The following is an 18,811-nucleotide window of genomic DNA, read 5'->3' on the forward strand; positions in this document are numbered from 1 at the left end:
GATGAACGCCCTCCTGCCGCCCGAGCCGGGCATCCGTGTCAGCCTCGCCGAGCTGATCGAGATGCGCCATCGCGTGCGCGAAGTGCAGCTGTTTTCCACGCCGAGCCAGCGCAGCCCGCTGATCGGCCTGCACCACTCCAAACTGCGCGGGCGCGGGGTGGACTTCGATCAGGTGCGGGTCTATCAGGCCGGTGATGATGTGCGAAGCATCGACTGGCGCGTCACCGCCCGGACCCAGGAACCCCACACCAAGCTGTTCCACGAAGAACGCGAGCGACCGATCTTCATCATGGTCGAACAGAGCTGTCGGCTGTTTTTCGGCTCAGGGCTGATGTTCAAGTCAGTGCTTGCGGCCCAAGCGGCGAGCCTGATTGGCTGGGCCGCGCTGGGCCACAACGACCGGGTCGGCGGGTTGGTGTTTGGCGACAACGAGCACTACGAGATCAAGCCGCGACGCAGCAAACAGAGCCTGCTGCAATTGCTCAACCGACTGGTGCGGGTCAATCAGTCGCTGCACACCGAACGCGAGCCGGATCGCGACGCCTTCGGCATTGCCCTGCGCCGCGCCCGAGAAGTATTGCGCCCCGGCAGCCTGGTGATCGTGATCTGCGACGAACGCGCCTTGTCCGACAGCGCCGAACAGCAACTGAGCCTGTTGTCACGCCATTGCGACCTGTTGCTGCTACCCGTGTCCGATCCGCTGGATCATGCCCTGCCCGCCGCCGGGCTTTTACGCTTCGCGGAACGGGGTGCGCAGCTGGAGCTCGACACGTTGAATTTCGACTTGCGCCAGGCCTATCGCGCACAAGCGGAAGCGCGCATCGCCCGCTGGGAATTACTGGCGCAGAAGCTGCGGGTGTTGCTGATGCCATTGAGCACCCAAAGCGAAATGGTCGAGCAACTGCGCGAATACCTGAACCCTCAACGTCCGGGGAAAGGTCGATGAGCAGTATCGATCAACTGCAACCGCTGATTTCCCCACCACCGATCGGCTTCTGGCCGCCGGCGCCGGGCTGGTGGCTCTTGCTGTTATTACTGCCGTTGATCGGTTTGGGCCTGTGGCAGTTGCGCCGTTTCATTCCGAACAAGCGCCCCATCGTGCGCGCCGAACAACCGCTGGACCCGGTGCGTCTCGCCGCCCTGGCCGAACTCGCCCTGATGCCCAAACCCTACGACGGTGCCCCGGCCGGTGCCTGGCTGCAGCAACTCAATGGCTTGCTCAAACGCCTGTGCCGCAACCATTACCCCTACAGCCAAAGCCACACCCTTAACGGGCGCAAATGGCTGGCGTTCCTCGATAACCGCTGCCCGGCCGCCGGCCTCACGCGCTGGATGGTACTGGTGGAAGGCGCCTACAAACCCGAATGCAAACTCGACGACAAGGCCATCGCTGGCCTGACTCAAGCCGTCGACACCTGGATTCGCAAACATGTTTGAGTTCGCCTGGCCGTGGATCTTCGCCCTGCTGCCATTGCCTTGGCTGATGCGGGTGCTGCTGCCGGTGGCCGACAGTGGCGAACCGGCGCTCAAAGTCAGCTTCCTCAGCGACCTCGAAGGCCTGGCCCGCCGCCGTGCCCGGGCGAATCTGCCGGCCTGGCGTCAGCAAGCGCCGTTCATTTTGCTGTGGCTGTTGCTGCTGATCGCCGCCGCGCGCCCGCAATGGCTGGGCGAACCCCTGCCGATTGCCGCCAGTGGCCGCGACTTGCTGGTCGCGGTGGACGTGTCCGGCTCGATGGATTTCCCCGACATGCAATGGCAGGACGAAGACGTCAGCCGACTGTCATTGGTGCAGCATTTGCTCGGTGATTTTCTCGAAAGTCGCGACGGCGATCGGGTCGGGTTGATCCTGTTCGGCAGCCAGGCCTATCTGCAAGCACCGCTGACCTTCGACCGGCACACCGTGCGGGTGTGGCTCGACGAAGCGCGGATCGGCATCGCCGGCAAGAACACTGCCATTGGCGACGCCATCGGCCTGGCCCTCAAACGCCTGCGTCAACGTCCGGCACAAAGCCGCGTACTGATTCTGGTCACCGACGGCGCCAACAACGGCGGCGAAATCGATCCGCTGACCGCCGCACGCCTGGCGGCCAAGGAAGGCGTGAAGATCTACCCGATCGGCATCGGCGCCGATCCGGAACAAAGCGGCACCCTGGGTTTCCTCGGCATCAACCCGAGCCTGGACCTCGACGAACCGGCCTTGAAAGCCATCGCCGAAGCCACCGGCGGCCAATACTTCCGGGCCCACGACGGTCAGGAATTGCAGGCAATCAAGAGCACGCTCGACAAAATGGAGCCGGTAACCCAGCAACCCACCCAGGCCCGCCCGGCCCAAGCGTTGTATCACTGGCCTTTGGCGATGGCACTGCTGTTGAGCATGCTGTTGGTGATCCGCGTGCGCTGGCCGGATAACCCGTTGCAACGGCTGTTTACCAAGGAGTTGTTTACCAAAGAGCGGTTTCTACAAACGCAACGGCCCGACTGGCGTCAGCGGCTCAAACGCCTGCGTCTGCGGAGGCGCCGATGATTGCGCTCTGGCCGCACTGGTTCCGCCCCTGGTGGCTGCTGTTGTTGCCGTTGCTGGGCTGGTTGCTCTGGCAACTCTGGCACCGGCAGAAGCGCGCTGGCCGCTGGCAAATGATTCTGCCACCGGCCTTCCATGCCGCACTGTTCAGTGGTGGCAGCGGTCGCGAGAGCAAACTGCCGTGGGTCGCCCTCGGCCTGGCCTGGGTGCTGACCGTGCTGGCCCTGCTGGGGCCGAGTTGGCAGCGCGTCGAACAAAACAGCCAGAAACCCGCCGACCCGCTGGTGGTATTGCTTGAGCTGACCCCGGAAATGCTCGCCACCGACGTTGTGCCGAACAGGCTGGAACAGGCTCGGCGCAAACTGTTCGACCTGTTGCAAAACCGCAGCGATGCGCAGACCGCAATCGTCGTCTACGCCGGCAGTGCTCACACCTTGGTGCCGCTGTCGGATGACCTGTCGACCAGCCGCAACCTGCTGGATGCACTCAAACCGTCGCTGATGCCCCAGGCGGGTCATCGTGCCGATCTGGCGGTGGCCAAGGCCCTGGCGCTGCTGGATCAGGGCGCCCTCGGCCAGGGCCGGATCCTGCTGATCGGTTCGTCGCTGACGGAACAGGAACGCCAAGGGATTCGTCAGGCACTGGACGACAAGTCCACGCAATTTCTGATGCTCGGTATCGGCACCGCCGAAGGTGCGCCGGTCGCGCAGGACGACGGCAGTTTCCTCAAGGATGACCTGGGCGCAATTCTGGTGCCCCGTCTGGACGGCCCCAGCCTGAAAGCCTTTGCCAACGGCCTGGGCGGACGTTATCGCCAGGCGCGTCTGGACGATGCCGACCTGCGCGGCCTTGGCCTGCTCGATGGCCCACGGGATCTGCGCAACGACGGCCAGACATTGCGCCTCGACACCTGGGCCGATCAGGGCTACTGGCTGTTGCTGCCACTGTTATTACTGGCAGCCTGTGCCGGGCGCCGGGGTTGGCTGTTCTGCCTGCCGCTGCTGTTCATGCTGCCGCAACCGAGTTACGCCTTCGATTTCGAAGACTTGTGGCTGCGTCCCGATCAGCAAGGCCTGCACTTGCTCAAACAAAAGCGCCCGGCCGAGGCCGCGCAGCATTTCGAAGATCCGCAGTGGCAAGGTGTGGCGCTCTATAACGCCGGCGACTACAGTGGCGCCGCCCAGCGGTTTGCCCAAGGCACCGATGCCCACGCCCACTACAATCGGGGTAATGCCCTGGCCAAAAGCGGTGAGCTGGAAGCGGCGCTGGATGCTTACGATCAAGCGCTGGAACGTCAACCGGATCTGCGCCCGGCCCTGACCAACAAGGCACTGGTGGAAAGCCTGCTCAAGCAGAAAACCACAACGCCACCCGTTGAGCCAAACAAAACCGCCGATGGTAAAACCGAAACCATCACCCAGGAACCGCCGCCGGGCAGCGCCACCCAACCAAGCAATGGCGAGCCGAAAGCCGACGCCGAGCAAACCACGCCGGACGCCGAGCAGCCGCCCACGACGCCACCGCAACCGGGCGCCAATGAAGTCCCGGGCAGCGTGGGCGATGAGCAAAGCACCACGCCACCGCGACGCCCGGCCAGCGACATGATCGAAGGCGAACAGCGCCAGGCGCTGGAGCAATGGCTGCGCAAGATCCCGGATGACCCCGGCGAACTGCTCAAGCGCAAATTCTGGTACGAACAGCAACAACATCAGGATCAGGGAAAAACTCGATGAACCGCTTCACCGCCTTCTTGCTCGCATTGCTGCCCACCCTGTTGCTCTGCACCGTTCAGGCCCAGGCTGCGGGGTTGGTCGCCAGTGTCGACCGCAGCCGCCTGAATTCCGGCGAGACGGTCGAGCTGACCCTGGAATCCAGCGACGTGACCCAGTTCGGCAAACCCGACCTGACCCCGCTGGAGCCGCTGTTCGAAGTGCGCGGCACCCGTCAGGTCAACCAACTGAACACCCTCAACGGCGACACTCAAGCGACCACCCGCTGGATCATCACCCTGCTGCCCCGGCAAAACGGCAGCGTGGTGATTCCGTCGCTGCAACTGGGCGACGTCCAGAGCCAGCCGATTACCGTGCAGGTGATCGAGAGCGAAACCCAGGACAGCAGCAACGCACTGGCGCCGGTGTTCATCGAGGCGAGCCTCGACCAGAACAGCGTCTATGTGCAGGCTCAGGCGATCCTGACCTTGCGCATTTACCATTCGGTGTCGCTGTACGACGACAGCAGCCTGACCCCGTTACAAATTCCCGATGCGCGCATCGAACAGCTGGGCGAGTCGCGCACCTACGAAAAAGTCATCAACGGATTGCGCCATGGCGTGATCGAAATACGCTACGCGATCTACCCGCAACACAGCGGTGAATTAACCATTCCGGCGCAGATGTTCAGTGCCACGCCAGTCGATACCCGGCCCTCCCAGGACGCGACACCCCAAGGGCCGAAACCGGGCAAGCAAATGCGCGTCAAATCTGCCGAGATCCCGCTGACGGTCAAGGCCAAACCCGGCACGTATCCGGCCGATGTTCCCTGGCTGCCGGCCCGCAGCCTGAGCCTGAGCGAAAGCTGGAGCCCGGAACCGGATAATGCGCAGGTCGGCTACTCGCTGACCCGCAGCCTGACCTTGAACGCCGAAGGCCTCGCCAGCTCCCAACTGCCCCCCTTGCCCGCCACAGAGATCAACGGCCTGCGGCGTTACCCGGATCAACCGGTGCTGGTCAACCAGGACAGCGAACGCGGTTTGATCGGCAGTCGTGAGGACCGTGAAGCTCTGGTGCCGACCCGCACCGGCGCCATTGAATTGCCAAGCGTTGAAGTGGTCTGGTGGAACACCTTCGAGGATCACCTGGAACACAGCAGCCTGCCGGCCCGCACGCTGCAAGTGTCGAGCAATCCGAGCTTGATCGTCGACACCCCGACAGGCAGCCCACAGGTGATGCCTGGGGCCAACAACGAAGCCCTCTGGTGGTGGAAACTCAGCACCGTGACCCTGGCCTGCACCACCCTGCTGGGCTTCGGCCTCTGGTGGCGCGCCCGCTCGCAACCGGCAATCCTGCGAGCGGCGCAGACTGGCCCGAGCCCACGCACCCTGCTCGACGACCTCAAACGCGCCTGTCAGGCCAACGACTCCCATGCCACCCGCCAGGCCCTCGACGCCTGGGCCCGGCAACAACCGGAAACCCTGGCCGACATGGCGGCGCGCTTCGTACCCTTGTCCGACGCCCTCGACGGCTTGAACGGCGCGCTCTACAGCGAGACCGGCCAGTACTGGCAAGGCGAAGAACTCTGGCGCGCAATTCGTGCGATCCCGACGGCCGAGGGGATTCAAGACCTGGTCGGTGACACCGGGTTGCCGCCGCTTTATCCCAAATAATCCCGCTCAATGGAATGAATGAGCTGTTGTGGCGAGGGGGCTTGCCCCCGTTCGGCTGCGAAGCAGTCGTGAATCCAGGCAACTCGGTGAGCCTGAAGAGTTGTAGGGGGGCGCTTCGCGCCCCAACGGGGGCAAGCCCCCTCGCCACAGGAAGCCCCACTCGCCACAAAATCAGTGTCTGACCACATCCCCTGTGTTTGCCAGTAAACTCTCCCCTCTTTAGCCGCCACCCTTTTCCTCGCGGCCATCACCTTATTTTGTTGCGGAGTACGCCTTGCGTCTGTTTCACACCTCCGACTGGCACCTTGGGCAGAACCTGCACGGCCAGGATCGCGATTTCGAACACGCCTGCTTTATTGACTGGCTGCTGAGCCAGCTGAAGCTGGACCAGCCTGATGTGCTGCTGATCGCCGGCGATATCTTCGACACGGTCAACCCGCCGGTCAAAGCCCAGGAACGCCTCTACGATTTCATCGTCAGCGCCCACGAACAACAACCCTTGCTGACCATCGTAATGATCGCCGGCAACCACGATTCCGGTTCGCGGATCGAACTGCCCGCGCCGTTGATGCGCCGTTTGCGCACTCACGCCCTCGGTCGCGTGCTGTGGCTCGATGACGGCCAACTGGATGCCGAACGGCTGTTATTGCCGTTGCCTGACGCCAGCGGCGAAATCGCCGCCTGGTGCCTGGCGCTGCCATTCTTGCGCCCCGCCGAAGTGACCGGTGCGCATTTAGGTGATAACTACTTGCGCGGCATCGGCCAGGTCCATGAATGGCTGATCGAAGCCGCGAACGCCAAGCGCAAACCGGGCCAGGCGCTGATCGCCATCAGCCACGCGCACATGGCCGGCGGTTCGGTCTCGGAAGATTCCGAACGCAGCCTGATCATCGGTAACGCCGAAGCCCTGCCCGCCAGCCTGTTCGGGCCGAGCATCAGCTATGTCGCCCTCGGACATTTGCACAAACCGCAGAAGGTCAACGGTGAAGAACGCATCCGCTACAGCGGCTCGCCGATTCCGTTGTCGTTCTCCGAGATCGGTTATCAGCATCAGATTCTCGACATCAAACTGGATGGCGAAACCCTGGTCAGCGTCGAATCAAAACTGATCCCCCGACCAGTGAACCTGCAACGCCTCGGCCCGGCACCGCTGGCGGAAATCCTGCTGCAACTGGCCGACCTGCCCAATATCGACCTGCTCGCTGATACCCAGCGCCAGCCGTGGCTGGAAGTGCGGGTCCGTCTCGATGAACCGCAACCGGACCTGCGCCATCAAGTGGAAACCGCCCTGCAAGGCAAAGCCGTGCGGCTGGTGCGGATTGCCGCCGAGTACGCCGGCAATGGCAGCCGCGACGGCGTCGATGACGGCACAACCTTGATCGAACTGGATCAGCTTTCGCCCCAGGAACTGTTCAGCCGCGCGTGGCAGGACAACTACGGCAGCGAGGTCGACGAGCAAACGCTCAAGGACTTCGCCGAGCTGTTGCAAGACGTGCAGATGGAGAGCGAACAGCCATGAAAATCCTCGCGATCCGCCTGAAAAACCTCGCCTCCCTGGCCGGGCCGTTTGAAATCGACTTCACTGCTGAACCCTTGGCCAGCGCCGGACTGTTCGCGATTACCGGGCCGACCGGCGCCGGCAAAAGCACCCTGCTCGACGCCCTGTGCCTGGCGCTGTTTGGCGCCGTGCCGCGCCTGAACAATACCGGCCGCGACGCCAAGGTTCCGGACGCCGATGGCGAAATCGGCACCGGCGATCCTCGCACGCTGCTACGTCGTGGCACCGGCGAAGGTTATGCCGAAGTGGATTTCGTCGGCATCGACGGTCGCCGCTATCGCGCTCGCTGGGAGGCCAATCGCGCCCGGGAAAAGGCCGGTGGCAAGCTGCAAGCCAGTCGCCAGAGCCTGCGCGACATCGATCAGGATCAACTGCTGGCCAGCCAGAAAGGCGAATACAAAGCTCAGCTCGAAGCCGCGTTGGGCCTGAACTTCGAACAGTTCACCCGCGCTGTAATGCTGGCCCAGAGCGAGTTCAGCGCCTTCCTCAAGGCTGACGACAACGACCGCAGCGAACTGCTGGAAAAGCTCACCGACACCGCGCTTTACACCCGTCTGGGTCGCCGCGCCTTCGACAAGACCAAAGAAGCTCGCGAAGCCCACAAGCTGTTGCAGGACCAGGCCACCGGGGTCACGCCACTGTCGCCCGAAGCCCGGGCCGAACTCGATGAGCGCTTCAACGACGCTCAGCAGCAACTCAAGACCCAGCAGGCGCAGCTCAAACAGTTGGAGTTGCAACACACCTGGCTCAAGGACCTGCGCCAGTTGCAGGACGCGCAACAAAGCGCCACCGAGCAAGTGCACTCCGCCCAGCAACACTGGAACAGCCTGGCCGGCGAGCGCTTGAAGCTGACTCGCCTGGAGCAACTGGCCCCGCAACGGCATCAGTTCGCGCGCAAGACCGAACTTACCGTCCAGCTCACGCCGCTGGCAGCGCAGATTCAGCAGCACACGCAACAGCAAAGCGAGCTGACCGAGCGACAGACTCAACTCGAACAGAGCCTGAGCGCTGCGCAAACGGCGCTGACCGAAGCGCAAAGCCAACACAGCAACAGCGCACCGTTGCTGCGGCAGGCCTTTGAAGAACAAAGTACCCTCGCCCGCCTGGTCAAGGATGCAAGCCTCAGTGCCGACCATAAGCAGCAGGCGGAACAGGCCTGCACTCAGGGTCAGGGGACGATTCAGGCTTTGCTCGACCAACAGAAACAGGTCGCCGAACGGTTACAGCGGATTGCCGGTGAGCTTGAGCAAAGCACCCATCTGGCGCCATTGAGCGATGCCTGGAACGCCTACCGCAATCGTCTGCAGCAACTGATGCTGATCGGTAATCGCCTGAACAAGGGTCAGGCCGAATTGGCCGCCCTGGAGCAAGGCGCCACCCGCGCCGCCGAGGAATTGGCCACTCAGCGCCAAAGCCTTGAGGTGCTGTACAAAGAGGCCGGCGCCGAGCCTGAAGCGGTGGCCGAGCAGATTCAGATTCTCGGCAGTCTGCTGCAGGACAACCGCAAGCAACTGCGGGCGCTTGAAGAGCTGACACGACTGTGGGCCAGCCAGCAGGAACTGGACAAACGTGGCGCCGAGCTGCAGCAGCGCCAGCTCGCTGCTCAGCAAGACCGCGATCGTCTGACCCAGGACGGCGTGAAGACCAAGGCCGAGCTGACCGTCGCCGAACAGACCCTGACCGTCACCCGCGAACTGCTGGAACGTCAGCGTCTGGCGCGCAGTGCCAGCGTTGAAGAACTGCGTGCGCAGTTGCAGGACGATCAGCCGTGCCCGGTTTGTGGCAGCCCCGACCATCCTTATCATCAGCCCGAAGCCTTGTTGCAAAGCCTCGGCCGGCATGATGAAAGCGAACAAGCCAACGCCCAGAAAGCGGTGGACCTGCTCAAGGAAAAACTCACCGATTTGCGCGCCGAAGTCGGCGGTTTGATTGCCCAGCAAAAGGAATTGCTGCAACAGCAAGAACAGCTCGCGACTCAGCAACAAGGCCTGACGCCGACCCTGGAAGCGCACCCACTGTCCGCTCAACTGCTGGCCCAGGACGCAAGCAAACGCGATGCCTGGCTGACCCAACAAAGCAGCCAGTTGAACCAGAGCATCACGCAGGATGAACAACGGCAAACCGCCCTGCTCACCCTGCAACAGGATGCCGCGCGCCTTGCGCAGCAACTGCGCAGTGCCGAAACGGCGAATCAACAGGCGACACAACACCTGATTAACCAGCAACGGGAATTGAGCAACGATCGTCAACGCCTCGACGAAGAGCTGGCGGCGTTCAGCACCTTGCTGCCAGCCGAGACGCTGGAAGCCTTGCGCAATGAGCCTGCGGCAACCTTCATGCAACTCGACCAGCAGATCGCCCAGCGCCTGGAACAACTCGACCAGCAACGCGATGAACTCGGCGAACAGCAACAACGTCAGCAGACACTGGAAAAAGAGCAGGATCGTCAACAGACCCGTATCCAGCAACTGGAGGCCACACAGCAGCAGTTCACGGTGCTGGCCGGGCAGCAACAGGCTTGCCAGCAAAAACTGACTCAACTGCTGGGCGAACACGCCAGCGCCGAACAGTGGCAGCAGCAACTGGATCAGGCCGTCGAGCAGGCGCGCAATGCCGAAGCGATGGCCAATCAGGAACTGCAAACCGTGCGCACGCGGTTGGTGCAACTGGCCGCCGAGCTCAAGGCACAGCAGGAACGCTCGCAGGCGCTCGAAACCGAAGACCGCGAGTTGAGCGGCAAGATCGCCGACTGGCGCGCGCAACATCCAGAGCTGGACGACGGCGGGCTGGAAGATCTATTGAGCGTCGACGATCAACAGGTCAGCGAACTGCGTCAGCGATTGCAGCAGAGCGAAAAAGCCATCGAGCAGGCCAAGGTGCTGTTGCAGGAGCGTGATCAACGCCTGCTCGATCATCAGGCGCAGCACAACGGCAATCTGGAGGCCGAACAACTGGCCACGGCGCTCGACGAGCTGCAAAACCTGTTCGCCGCCAGCGAGCACCGCTGCGCCGAATTGCGCGCCGAACAGGCCGAGGATCAGCGTCGACAGAATGCCAATCAGGCACTGGCGCAACAGATCGCCGACGCCTACACCGAGTATCAGCGCTGGGCACGCTTGAATGCGCTGATCGGTTCGGCCACCGGCGACACCTTCCGCAAAATCGCCCAGGCCTACAACCTCGACCTGCTGGTGCATCACGCCAACGTTCAGTTGCGGCAACTGGTGCGGCGCTATCGGTTGAAACGTGGCGGAAGCATGCTCGGGTTATTGGTGATGGACACCGAGATGGGCGATGAACTGCGCTCGGTGCATTCGCTGTCCGGCGGCGAGACGTTCCTGGTATCGCTGGCCCTGGCGCTCGGCTTGGCGTCGATGGCTTCGAGCACGCTGAAAATCGAATCGCTGTTCATTGACGAAGGCTTCGGCAGTCTCGATCCGGAATCCCTGCAACTGGCCATGGACGCCCTCGACGGCCTGCAAGCGCAGGGACGCAAGGTCGCGGTGATTTCCCATGTGCAGGAAATGCATGAGCGGATTCCGGTGCAGATTCAGGTCCACCGCCAAGGCAACGGCCTGAGTACGCTGGAGGTGAAATGAATACGCTGTATTCGTTCCGCCGCTGCCCCTACGCCATGCGCGCACGCATGGCCCTGCGCTATTCGGGGGTTGAGGTGAATATCGTCGAGGTCAGCCTCAAGGCCAAGCCGGCCGAAATGCTCGCACTGTCGAGCAAAGGCACGGTGCCGGTGCTGAGTGTGGACGGCCGGGTGATCGATGAAAGCCTGGAGATCATGCGCTGGGCGCTGGCGCAGAACGATCCGCAGGACTGGTTGCTCAAGGATGATCCGCAAGGACAGCAACGCAGCGCTACATTGATCGAAGAGAACGATCAAGTGTTCAAGGTGCACCTGAATCGCTACAAGTACGCCGAACGTTATCCCGAGCAGCCGATGGTGTTTTACCGCTCAGAGGGCGAGGTGTTCTTGCGCAAGCTGGATGAATTACTGGAGGGGCGCGACTACTTGCTGGCCAAGCACCCGAGCCTGGCGGATGTCGTCTTGATGCCGTTCGTACGGCAATTCGCCCATGTAGATCGCGAGTGGTTCGGGCAGACGCCTTATGTGCGATTGCAGGCCTGGTTGCAACGGTTTCTGGAGTCAGACCTGTTTACCGGCGTGATGCAGAAATAACACCGCGCACTTGTGGCGAGGGAGCTTGCTCCCGCTCGGCTGCGGAGCAGTCGTAGATGGGCTAATGAAGGCTGTCTGAAACAATGAGGTGGCAGGTTTTGGAGCTGCTGCGCAGCCCAGCGGGAGCAAGCTCCCTCGCCACATTAGACTGGGGGTTCATGCCAATACCGCGCACATCCCCAACGCCGAACAATCCACCTGGAACGGCCCGAAGAACCCGCCATCGGGCTTGATCGGAGGATTGCCCACCAGCACGCCCAAGGCCTTGGCAGTCTGAATGTTGTGGGCGATGTTGTGGTTGCATTCGATGGCCCGTGCCACCGACCCCGCCGAGCCCTGCCCGATCCCCAACAAGGAAGCGCCATTGGTCATGAATGCCAGAAAGCCGACGACCCAGAGTTTGCGTCCTTTCATGCCCTCACCACTCCCGCCACGTCGGTGTGATCGACCCCTGCGTTTTGAGCGCGGTGTTCGAACTGGATGGCGGGATAAGCGACCTGAATCGGTGCTTGAACGCTTTGTTGCGATTGAGCCGAAAGGCTGACGACCAACACCATGGCCACGTACAGACCAATGGCCAGGTAGGCACCGTGTTTGGCAGAAGTGAGGATTGCGCTGGCCATGGGGTTCTCCGTGGGCATGTTTCAGTGCCCACAGAGTCGATCAAAAAACAGAAGATCACTAACGACCTTTATGCATAGTCGATATCAGTTTTATTGATCATGAACCCAGCGTGTTTCAGCCCTCGATAAAACTCATCAAGCGCTCGCGGGCCGCCTCCGGCTCGTTGGAAACGGGCTGGGCAGCCGACAGAATCGGGGTGGAATAGAGAAACAGTAGAACCACTGCCAGACGCATTGCCATGCTGTCGATCCTTATTGGGGAAGGAGTCAAAAAATCAGCGTCAAATTTAAACTCATGGCCTTGTGATATTAAGCAATACATTGATAGCAATATGATGCTGTCGTAAACGCGTTATGCAGGAGCGACATCACTTCGGGGCTTTTCGACGCCGTACAGGTCGATCAGCAAGTGACTTCGCTCCTGCATAAAGGGGACAGGGCTTACATTTCAATGTTGGGTTTTGTGATCCAGCGCGGCGTAGAAGTTGGCGCTCTGTTGCAGGTATTTCTGGGTGTAGCTTTGGGTGTGGGATTTTTTGTCGCTGATTTCAACGTTGGCGCTGGCAGGCAGTGCAACGGTCGCGGAGATAGCGGAAGCGGCGATCACGGAGAAGAGATTGAAGTTCATGGCGGTATTCCTCGGATTCAGTTGGCTTGCTTGCCCGGTTGGGCCGTGAAGCAAACTTAACTCCCGAGGGTCCGCGCCTTGAAATGCTTTGTAGCATTAGCCGATATCAGTCTCGTTAATAGAAGGTTGCAGGCCCCATCAACCGGGGCCTGCGATCTATTGATGCACCAGGAACTTGAGATCGCTCGGGGCATCCATTGGCAGTTTCTGTACGGTTTTACCCAGCAGACCGGTCTTGGCATCGCGCTCGACGACGACAATCTGATTGCTCTTCTGGTTGGCAATCAGCACGAACTTGCCACTCGGGTCGAGGCTGAACTCGCGCGGGTGATCGCCCTCCACGGAGCGGCGCTGAAGCTCCTTGAGGTGCCCGGTCGCCGGGTCGATGGCAAACACCAGCAACTGATTGGCGGTGCCACGGTTGCTGACGTAAAGGAACTTGCCATCGGCCGAGGCGTGAAGCGCAGCCGCGGCCTTGCTCGATGTGGGTAGACCCGCCGCCAGATCGATCATCTGCGTTTGCTCAAGTTTGCCGTCCCGGTAATCGAACACCGCCACCTGCGCGCTCATTTCCATGGTTAGCCAGGCGTGTTTGCCATCGGCGCTGAACAGCAGGTGTCGCGGCCCGCTGCCGGGTGGCAACTGGACGGACGCCGGTTTGGCGGCGATCAGCGGCCGTTCCGGATTGGCCTTGGGATCGAAGCGATAGACGAAGATCTTGTCCGCGCCCAGGTCGTTGGAAAACACGTATTGGCCATCCGGCGATGAAACCACCGAATGCACGTGCGCCGACATCTGCCGCTCGGGGTTGACCCGGCTGGCCGGATGACTGCTCATCTGCACCACCGGTTTGAACGTGCCATCGGCGCCCACCGGCAATACCGCCAGGGTGCCGCCCGGGTCTTCGGCCACCGAATAGTTGCTGACGAACAGGTGGCTGGTACCACCGCTGACGCTTGAATGCGTCGGTTCGTTGCCCAGAGTTTGCACCTGACTGATCAGGCTCAGCTCATGGGTCTTGGGATCAATCGCGTAGCTACTGACACGCCCTACCGGATCGGCCTGACCCGGGCCGTTTTCATTGACCACGAACAGGCGATGTTGATCCTTGGACACGGTCAGCCAGGACGGGTTGGCGCTCTTCACCACTTGCAGGGGTTTGGCCTCGATCTGCCCGGTGCGGCTGTCGAAGTTCAGGCGATAAATCCCCTGGCTCTGGCCGGCGGTGTACGACCCCACCAGCAAATCGTAATTGGCGGCCGGGGCCGCCTGCACGCCCATCGCGCCGACGCTACCGGCCATCAACAGTGGCCAGAGGTTACGCATCCTCATTCGTTTCGTCCTCGTCGTCACCACCGCCGAATGCTTCCATAGGCACCAGCCGGTGCTCGCCGGAATCACCGGTAATGATCCAGCTCTTCAAGCCAGGATCGAACGTCGCCGCCGCGATCTGGGCCATGCTGAACTCCCAACGCTTGAGCGCCCGACCGTCCATGCATTCGATGTGCAGGTTATCGTCTTCATCGAGGGAGAAATCGAAAGCGTGCAGCCCGTCGATCTCCAACATGTCGCAGTGTTCGAGGGCATTGATCAAGGTGTCGTTTACGGCAGTCATGGCAGTCAATCTTTGAATAGGAAAGACGCAATGATAGCTCAATGTGGGAGCAAACCTGTGGCGAGGGGGATTGCCCCCGTTGGGCTGCGAAGCAGCCCAAAAATCCCTGATGCACCAAAGATTTTGTGAGTGCTACGCACTCAAACGGGGGCAAGCCCCCTCGCCACAGGCCCGCTCCCACAGGGATTGTGATCAGCCGTCAGAGAGCTTCGCGCGATGGCTTGCCATCGACCAGGCGCTGAATGCGCAACGGATTGCCATTTTTCAGCGCCTCCGGCAGCAGGCTGTCGGGGTAGTTCTGGAAGCACACCGGGCGCAGGAAACGGTCGATGGCCAGGGTGCCCACCGATGTGCCGCGGGCATCGGAAGTCGCGGGATACGGCCCGCCATGGACCATCGCGTCGCAGACTTCCACGCCGGTCGGATAGCCGTTGAGCAGGATCCTTCCGACCTTCTGCTCCAGCAATGCCGTCAGCTCACCGAAGCGTTCGAAGTCCGCCGGCTCACCAATAATCGTTGCCGTCAGTTGCCCATGCAGACCGTTCAGCGCGGCACTTAGTTGCGCCTGATCCGCCACTTCGACGAACACCGTGGTCGGGCCGAACACTTCCTCTTGCAGCACTTCATCGCCCTCGAGCAACAGGCTCACATCCGCCTTGAACAGTTGCGGCTGGGCCTGATTGCCTTGTTGCGGGCTGCCGGCCAAGTGTTCGATCTTCGGATGAGCAAGGAGCTTCCGCAGGCCTTTGCCATAGCTGCTCAAGGTGCCGGCGTTGAGCATGGTTTGCGCCGGTTGATCGCCAATCAGTCCTGCCACTTGCTGCACGAACGCACTGAACTGCGGTGAACGAATGCCGATCACCAGCCCCGGATTGGTACAGAACTGCCCACAGCCCTGCACCACCGAAGCCGTGAGGTCACGGGCGACGCTTTCAGCGCGAGTTTCCAGCGCCTGCGGCAACACGATTACCGGGTTGATGCTCGACATCTCGGCGAACACCGGAATCGGCTGCACACGTGCCGCGGCCATGTCGCACAGCGCCCGCCCCCCTTTCAGTGAACCGGTAAAACCGACCGCCTGAATCGCCGGGTGCTTGACCAGCGCTTCGCCCACCCCGCCGCCGTAGATCATGTTGAACACACCGGCTGGCATCGAAGTCATCTCCGCGGCGCGGATCAGCGCGTCGGCCACCCATTCAGCGGTTGCCATGTGGCCGCTGTGCGCCTTGAACACCACCGGGCAGCCGGCGGCCAAGGCAGAAGCGGTATCGCCACCCGCCGTTGAGAACGCCAACGGAAAGTTACTCGCGCCAAACACCGCAACCGGCCCGAGGCCGATGCGGTACTGACGCAGGTCTGGACGCGGCAATGGCGTACGTTCAGGCAGCGCGCGATCAATCCGCGCCCCATAGAAATCACCGCGCCGCAGCACCTTGGCGAACAGACGCATCTGGCCGCTGGTGCGACCACGCTCACCCTGAATACGGCCGGCCGGCAATGCGGTTTCGCGGCAGACCACGGCGACAAAGTCATCGCCCAACGCGTCCAGCTCATCGGCTATCGCATCGAGGAATTGCGCACGTCGTTCGGCGCTCAGGCTGCGATAGGCCGGGTAAGCAGCGGCGGCGGCCTTCGCGGCGGAGTCGACTTCTTCAAGGGTGGCCTGATAGAAATCGTGGGGCAAAGCCTCGCCAGTGCTGGCGTCGACGCTCTGGAGTTTGACGGTGCCGGTAGCGCTGCGCTGACCGCCAATGTAGTTGTGACCAAAAGTCCGGGTCATGGGTGTCTCCTTAAAGTGTGCCGACGGTGCCGGGCTCGAACGCCGCTTCGACCGGTGCAATGCCGTTGATCAAGGGCGCGCCGAACTCAGCCTGGCTGATCTCGAACACGTCACCCGGTTGGGTACGAACGCCGTCGGCGAAAGACAGCGTCGCGGTGCCGAAGAAGTGGATGTGCACATCACCAGGGCGAAGGAACTGGCTGTACTTGAAATGGTGATACTCGAGGTTTTCCAGGCTGTGGCACATGTTCGCCTCGCCACTGAGGAACTCGTTCTGCCACAGCACTTCACCATCGCGCAGGATGCGGCTGGTGCCTGCCAGATGCTGGGGCAGTTCGCCGACCCGAAGCTCCGGGCCATAGCTGCAACTGCGCAGTTTCGAGTGAGCCAGGTAAAGGTAGTTCTTGCGCTCCATCACATGATCGGAGAACTCATTACCCACGGCGTAACCGAGGCGATACGGTTTGCCGTCGTGGCCGATCACATAGAGGCCGCTGAGTTCAGGTTCCTCGCCAGCGTCTTCGGCAAACGGCGGTAGTGGGAACGGTTTGCCCGGTCGCACGACGATGCTGCCGTCGCCCTTGTAGAACCACTCCGGTTGCACGCCGGCCTGACCGGCCACAGGTTTACCGCCCTCCACGCCCCACTTGAAGATGCGCATGGTGTCGGTCATGGCGGCTTCGTCGCCGACTTGTTGATGCATTTTGTCCCGGGCCGAAGCGCTGCCCAGATGGGTCAGGCCGGTGCCGCTGACCAGCATGTGCGCCGGGTCCGGGTGATCCAGCGGCGGCAGGATTTGCAGATTGGCCAGCAGCGCTGAATAGTCGTGACTGATGCCCAGGCCCAGGGTTCGAACCTGCTGCTCAAGGTAGACGCCCGCCTCGATCGCCGCCAGCGCCAGATCCCGCACCGTGCGCGCATCTTGCACTTCGCGCACCTGGCCGTTTTCGACCACGCCGACGCGGCGTTCGCCGTTACTCAATTCGAACTGAACTAAACGCATGATTTTCTCCTTTAAACAAACTCGAAAACGCCACAAAACCAATGTGGGAGCGAGCCTGCTCGCGATGAGGCCATTCAGTCCGACATCAATGTTGAATATCAGGCCGTCATCGCGAGCAGGCTCGCTCCCACAGTTGATTGGTGTTAATCCCCAGATTCAGGTACGGGTAGCCCCACGCGCACTGGCTGCAAATTCATCGGCCGGCAGCACGTGCTTACGCTCCAGCAGCCGATAAACCACACCCGTCAGCACCAGGCCGAACACCATCACGCAAGACAAGAAGTACAACCCCGACGCCAGATTGCCGGTGTATTCCTTCAACGCGCCGATCACGAACGGACCAATGTAGCCGCCGAGGTTGCCCACCGAGTTGATCAATGCGATCCCCGCTGCCGCGCTGGCGCCGGCAAAGAAGCGACCCGGCAAGGTCCAGAACACCGCGGTGCAGGAAAACAGTGCAAACGCCACCAGGCACAGCGCCGCCAATTGCAGCACCGGCACCGACAGCCAGGCGCTGAGGAACAGCCCGATGGCGCCCAACACATACAACACCGCCAAATGACCGTAGCGATCATTCAAGCGGTCGGAACTGCGCGGAATGATCAGCAAACCGATGATCCCGAAGATGTACGGCACCGATGACACGAACCCGGTCACCAGATCAGTGCCACCGAACTGCTTGATCAGCGTCGGCAACCACAGACCGAGACCGTAGATGCTCAGGGTCACCGGCAGATAGAACAGCGCCAGCAGCAACACGCGTTTGTCCTTGAGGGCATGCAGCGGATTACCGTGGCGGGTCTGGCCGTATGCTTCCAGGTCCTTTTTCAGTTCACCGGTCAGCCAGTCCTTCTCGGCCTGATCCATCCATTTCACCTGTTGCGGGCCGTCCGGCAGGTAACGCAGCACCGGCCAGGTCAGCAGGATTGCCGGCATACCGATGACAATGAACAGCCACTGCCAACCGTGCAGGCCAAGCATGCCGTCCATGCCGAGCAAACCGCCGGACACCGGGCCGGTGATCATCATCGCGATGGGTTGGGAAAGGATGAACAGCCCGAGGATCTTGCCGCGATGGCGAATCGGGAACCATTGGGTGATGTAGTACAGAACGCCCGGGAAGAACCCAGCTTCGGCCGCACCGAGCAAAAAGCGCATCACATAGAAGCTGTTCGGTCCCTGGACGAACGCCATGCCGATGGTGATGGCGCCCCAGGTGACCATGATCCGTGCGAACCAGCGCCGGGCGCCGAAGCGATCGAGCATTAGGTTGCTGGGGATTTCCAGCAGGAAGTAGCCAATGAAGAACAACCCGGCGCCAAGGCCGTAAGCCGCGTCACCCAGGCCGATGTCGGCGCCCATGTGCAACTTGGCGAAACCTACCGCGGAGCGATCCACATAGGCGATCAAGTACAGCAGGATCAGGAAAGGAATCAGTTTCAGCGTGATGCGACGAATAAGCCGCAGTTCCTGGCTCATGAGTTCGGTCTCCGATTGTTGTTGTTATAG

General features: G+C 61.7%; 17 protein-coding genes. 8 read left to right on the forward strand and 9 right to left on the reverse strand.

Translation table 11 applies throughout. From position 1 onward, the window contains the following. Position 1 precedes the first annotated feature (1 nt). From ACA044_RS16140 to ACA044_RS16175, 8 genes are all read left to right on the forward strand, one after another. Positions 2–946, forward strand: coding sequence for a DUF58 domain-containing protein (locus ACA044_RS16140; protein ID WP_497442308.1), 945 nt, complete (start codon positions 2–4; stop codon positions 944–946). Next, positions 943–1,437: a DUF4381 domain-containing protein gene (locus ACA044_RS16145; RefSeq protein WP_497442309.1), complete on the forward strand. Its 495-nt coding sequence runs from the start codon at positions 943–945 to the stop codon at positions 1,435–1,437. The genes ACA044_RS16140 and ACA044_RS16145 overlap by 4 nt, the downstream gene beginning before the upstream one ends. Further along, complete coding sequence (locus ACA044_RS16150; RefSeq protein WP_497442310.1) at positions 1,430–2,524, forward strand: vWA domain-containing protein; 1,095 nt, start codon at positions 1,430–1,432, stop codon at positions 2,522–2,524. Before ACA044_RS16145 ends, ACA044_RS16150 begins: the two co-directional genes overlap by 8 nt. Beyond that, positions 2,521–4,254, forward strand: coding sequence for a tetratricopeptide repeat protein (locus ACA044_RS16155; protein ID WP_497442311.1), 1,734 nt, complete (start codon positions 2,521–2,523; stop codon positions 4,252–4,254). Before ACA044_RS16150 ends, ACA044_RS16155 begins: the two co-directional genes overlap by 4 nt. Further along, entirely contained in the window at positions 4,251–5,903 is a 1,653-nt protein-coding gene (locus ACA044_RS16160; protein ID WP_497442312.1) for a BatD family protein, read from the forward strand. The genes ACA044_RS16155 and ACA044_RS16160 overlap by 4 nt, the downstream gene beginning before the upstream one ends. A gap of 274 nt (positions 5,904–6,177) precedes the next feature. After that, complete coding sequence (locus ACA044_RS16165; RefSeq protein ID WP_497442313.1) at positions 6,178–7,422, forward strand: exonuclease SbcCD subunit D C-terminal domain-containing protein; 1,245 nt, start codon at positions 6,178–6,180, stop codon at positions 7,420–7,422. Next, positions 7,419–11,060, forward strand: coding sequence for an AAA family ATPase (locus ACA044_RS16170; protein WP_497442314.1), 3,642 nt, complete (start codon positions 7,419–7,421; stop codon positions 11,058–11,060). Before ACA044_RS16165 ends, ACA044_RS16170 begins: the two co-directional genes overlap by 4 nt. After that, positions 11,057–11,653 (forward strand): glutathione S-transferase, encoded by a 597-nt coding sequence (locus tag ACA044_RS16175; protein WP_497442315.1) that lies wholly within the window; start codon positions 11,057–11,059, stop codon positions 11,651–11,653. The genes ACA044_RS16170 and ACA044_RS16175 overlap by 4 nt, the downstream gene beginning before the upstream one ends. A gap of 156 nt (positions 11,654–11,809) precedes the next feature. Here the strand turns inward: ACA044_RS16175 and ACA044_RS16180 are convergent, their stop codons facing one another. The 9 genes from ACA044_RS16180 to ACA044_RS16220 all read right to left on the reverse strand — a co-directional run bounded on the left by ACA044_RS16180 (position 11,810) and on the right by ACA044_RS16220 (position 18,781). Next, positions 11,810–12,067: a hypothetical protein gene (locus ACA044_RS16180; RefSeq protein WP_497442316.1), complete on the reverse strand. Its 258-nt coding sequence runs from the start codon at positions 12,065–12,067 to the stop codon at positions 11,810–11,812. Further along, on the reverse strand, positions 12,064–12,276 hold the full coding sequence (locus ACA044_RS16185) for a hypothetical protein (RefSeq protein WP_497442317.1): 213 nt from the start codon (positions 12,274–12,276) through the stop codon (positions 12,064–12,066). The genes ACA044_RS16180 and ACA044_RS16185 overlap by 4 nt, the downstream gene beginning before the upstream one ends. Positions 12,277–12,391: 115 nt before the next feature. After that, the gene (locus ACA044_RS16190) at positions 12,392–12,517 is read right to left on the reverse strand and encodes a hypothetical protein (protein WP_497442318.1); all 126 of its coding nucleotides are present in this window, start codon (positions 12,515–12,517) and stop codon (positions 12,392–12,394) included. A 207-nt stretch (positions 12,518–12,724) separates the two neighbouring features. After that, a complete protein-coding gene (locus tag ACA044_RS16195; protein ID WP_019650041.1) occupies positions 12,725–12,904 on the reverse strand; it encodes a hypothetical protein in 180 nt (59 codons plus the stop codon). A gap of 156 nt (positions 12,905–13,060) precedes the next feature. Further along, complete coding sequence (locus tag ACA044_RS16200; RefSeq protein WP_497447236.1) at positions 13,061–14,230, reverse strand: lactonase family protein; 1,170 nt, start codon at positions 14,228–14,230, stop codon at positions 13,061–13,063. Then, positions 14,223–14,519 carry a DUF5629 family protein gene (locus ACA044_RS16205; RefSeq protein ID WP_497442319.1) on the reverse strand — a complete coding sequence of 99 codons (297 nt, stop codon included), beginning with the start codon at positions 14,517–14,519 and terminating at the stop codon, positions 14,223–14,225. Before ACA044_RS16205 ends, ACA044_RS16200 begins: the two co-directional genes overlap by 8 nt. 199 nt (positions 14,520–14,718) lie before the next feature. Then, a complete protein-coding gene (locus ACA044_RS16210; protein WP_497442320.1) occupies positions 14,719–16,299 on the reverse strand; it encodes an aldehyde dehydrogenase (NADP(+)) in 1,581 nt (526 codons plus the stop codon). Between the two features lie 10 nt (positions 16,300–16,309). Then, positions 16,310–17,302, reverse strand: coding sequence for an AraD1 family protein (araD1, locus tag ACA044_RS16215; RefSeq protein WP_497442321.1), 993 nt, complete (start codon positions 17,300–17,302; stop codon positions 16,310–16,312). A gap of 156 nt (positions 17,303–17,458) precedes the next feature. Next, positions 17,459–18,781: an MFS transporter gene (locus ACA044_RS16220; protein WP_497442322.1), complete on the reverse strand. Its 1,323-nt coding sequence runs from the start codon at positions 18,779–18,781 to the stop codon at positions 17,459–17,461. Positions 18,782–18,811: the final 30 nt, after the last annotated feature.

The organism is Pseudomonas sp. LBUM1673 (assembly GCF_059695645.1).